This is a genomic window from Lacinutrix salivirga (assembly GCF_053604675.1).
The window spans coordinates 1-2,500 of record NZ_JBSHNP010000021.1 but is presented as its reverse complement, the minus strand read 5'-3'; the positions used below and the strand labels follow the sequence as shown (position 1 = coordinate 2,500).

The 2,500-nt window shown below is 43.9% G+C and carries 2 tRNA genes and 2 rRNA genes (1 of these 4 cut by a window edge); all 4 read right to left on the bottom strand.

What is annotated here, in order from left to right:
* Positions 1-290: ribosomal RNA gene (locus ACVC5O_RS00120) — 23S ribosomal RNA — on the bottom strand; it reaches 2,530 nt to the left of the window's first position.
* A 148-nt stretch (positions 291-438) separates the two neighbouring features.
* Positions 439-512: transfer RNA gene (locus tag ACVC5O_RS00115), tRNA-Ala, on the bottom strand.
* Between the two features lie 82 nt (positions 513-594).
* Positions 595-668, bottom strand: a tRNA-Ile gene (locus ACVC5O_RS00110).
* Positions 669-753: 85 nt separating this feature from the next.
* Positions 754-2,273 (bottom strand): 16S ribosomal RNA (locus tag ACVC5O_RS00105).
* Together the 16S and 23S rRNA genes with 2 tRNA genes alongside form the textbook arrangement of a ribosomal RNA operon.
* Positions 2,274-2,500: the final 227 nt, after the last annotated feature.

Genomic DNA, 2,500 nt, shown 5'->3' with positions numbered 1-2,500 from the left:
TCCTACAACCCCAGTATTGCCTTAACAATACTGGTTTGGGCTAATCCGCGTTCGCTCGCCACTACTAACGGAATCACTTTTGTTTTCTTCTCCTCCGGGTACTTAGATGTTTCAGTTCTCCGGGTTTGCTTCCTTGCGGATAACATGTCTTCAACATGCTGGGTTGCCCCATTCGGATATCTACGGATCAATTTGTATGTGCCAATCCCCGTAGCTTTTCGCAGCTTATCACGTCCTTCATCGCCTCTGAGAGCCTAGGCATTCCCCATACGCTCTTATATAGCTTATTGTACTTTTTGTCTTTTTAATGAGTTACTTATTAATAATCAGCTCGTGACTTAATTATTAATATTAATTACTTAAAGTTAAATAAATTTAACTTTATTTTCATGTATCTTTTTTCAATATGTCAATGAACTTTTCAGCTTTTGCTGATTGTGGAGAATATCGGAGTCGAACCGATGACCTCCTGCGTGCAAGGCAGGCGCTCTAGCCAGCTGAGCTAATCCCCCATTTATAATCCCGAATGTTGAATTCAGAACTACGAATTTAGAATTGACAACTTCTAGAATTTCCTTTATTTATAGTAGTTAGTAGTCTCAGGCAGACTCGAACTGCCGACCTCTACATTATCAGTGTAGCGCTCTAACCAGCTGAGCTATGAGACTCTACTATAATAGATTAATTAAATTAACAGCTAAGAGAACAAATTAAACTTACTCTTATTTTATTTTAATGGTCGTCTTTCTCTAGAAAGGAGGTGTTCCAGCCGCACCTTCCGGTACGGCTACCTTGTTACGACTTAGCCCTAGTTACCGATTTTACCCTAGGCCGCTCCTTACGGTGACGGACTTCAGGCACTCCCAGCTTCCATGGCTTGACGGGCGGTGTGTACAAGGCCCGGGAACGTATTCACCGCATCATGGCTGATATGCGATTACTAGCGATTCCAGCTTCACGGAGTCGAGTTGCAGACTCCGATCCGAACTGTGATAGGGTTTATAGATTCGCTCCTGCTCGCGCAGTGGCTGCTCTCTGTCCCTACCATTGTAGCACGTGTGTAGCCCAGGACGTAAGGGCCGTGATGATTTGACGTCATCCCCACCTTCCTCACAGTTTGCACTGGCAGTCTTGTTAGAGTTCCCGACTTGAATCGCTGGCAACTAACAACAGGGGTTGCGCTCGTTATAGGACTTAACCTGACACCTCACGGCACGAGCTGACGACAACCATGCAGCACCTTGTAAATTGTCCGAAGAAAAGTCTATCTCTAAACCTGTCAATTTACATTTAAGCCCTGGTAAGGTTCCTCGCGTATCATCGAATTAAACCACATGCTCCACCGCTTGTGCGGGCCCCCGTCAATTCCTTTGAGTTTCATTCTTGCGAACGTACTCCCCAGGTGGGTCACTTATCACTTTCGCTTAGCCACTCAAACCGAAGTTCGAACAGCTAGTGACCATCGTTTACGGCGTGGACTACCAGGGTATCTAATCCTGTTCGCTCCCCACGCTTTCGTCCATCAGTGTCAGTTGATTATTAGTAATCTGCCTTCGCAATTGGTATTCTATGTAATATCTATGCATTTCACCGCTACACTACATATTCTAACTACTTCATAATAACTCAAGATAACCAGTATCAAAGGCAATTCTACAGTTGAGCTGCAGGATTTCACCTCTGACTTAATTATCCACCTACGGACCCTTTAAACCCAATGATTCCGGATAACGCTTGGATCCTCCGTATTACCGCGGCTGCTGGCACGGAGTTAGCCGATCCTTATTCTTACAGTACCGTCAAGCTCTCACACGTGAGAGTGTTTCTTCCTGTATAAAAGCAGTTTACAACCCATAGGGCAGTCTTCCTGCACGCGGCATGGCTGGATCAGAGTTGCCTCCATTGTCCAATATTCCTCACTGCTGCCTCCCGTAGGAGTCTGGTCCGTGTCTCAGTACCAGTGTGGGGGATCCCCCTCTCAGGGCCCCTACCTATCGTCGCCATGGGGTGCCGTTACCACTCCATCTAGCTAATAGGACGCATAGTCATCTTATACCGTAATCTTTACTATAATATTGATGCCAATTCTATAGACTATAAGATATTAATCTTCGTTTCCAAAGGCTATCCCTTAGTACAAGGTAGATTCTATACGCGTTACGCACCCGTGCGCCGGTCGTCATCTGAAGCAAGCTCCAATGTTACCCCTCGACTTGCATGTGTTAGGCCTGCCGCTAGCGTTCATCCTGAGCCAGGATCAAACTCTTCATCGTTAAATTTTAAGTCTTACGACTATATCTTTAACAACCAATTAAGAAATTTAAAGTCTCAGTATGATTTATTCTCTTGTCTTTTATTATAACCGTTTCCAATTATAATTTTACGCTGTCAATTCAATATGTTTATGAACTTTTCTAAATTTTTATCCTAAGGCGTTTATCTCTTAGCGGGTGCAAATATAAAACTATATTTTAAACCCACAACTACTTTTTAAAAAAAA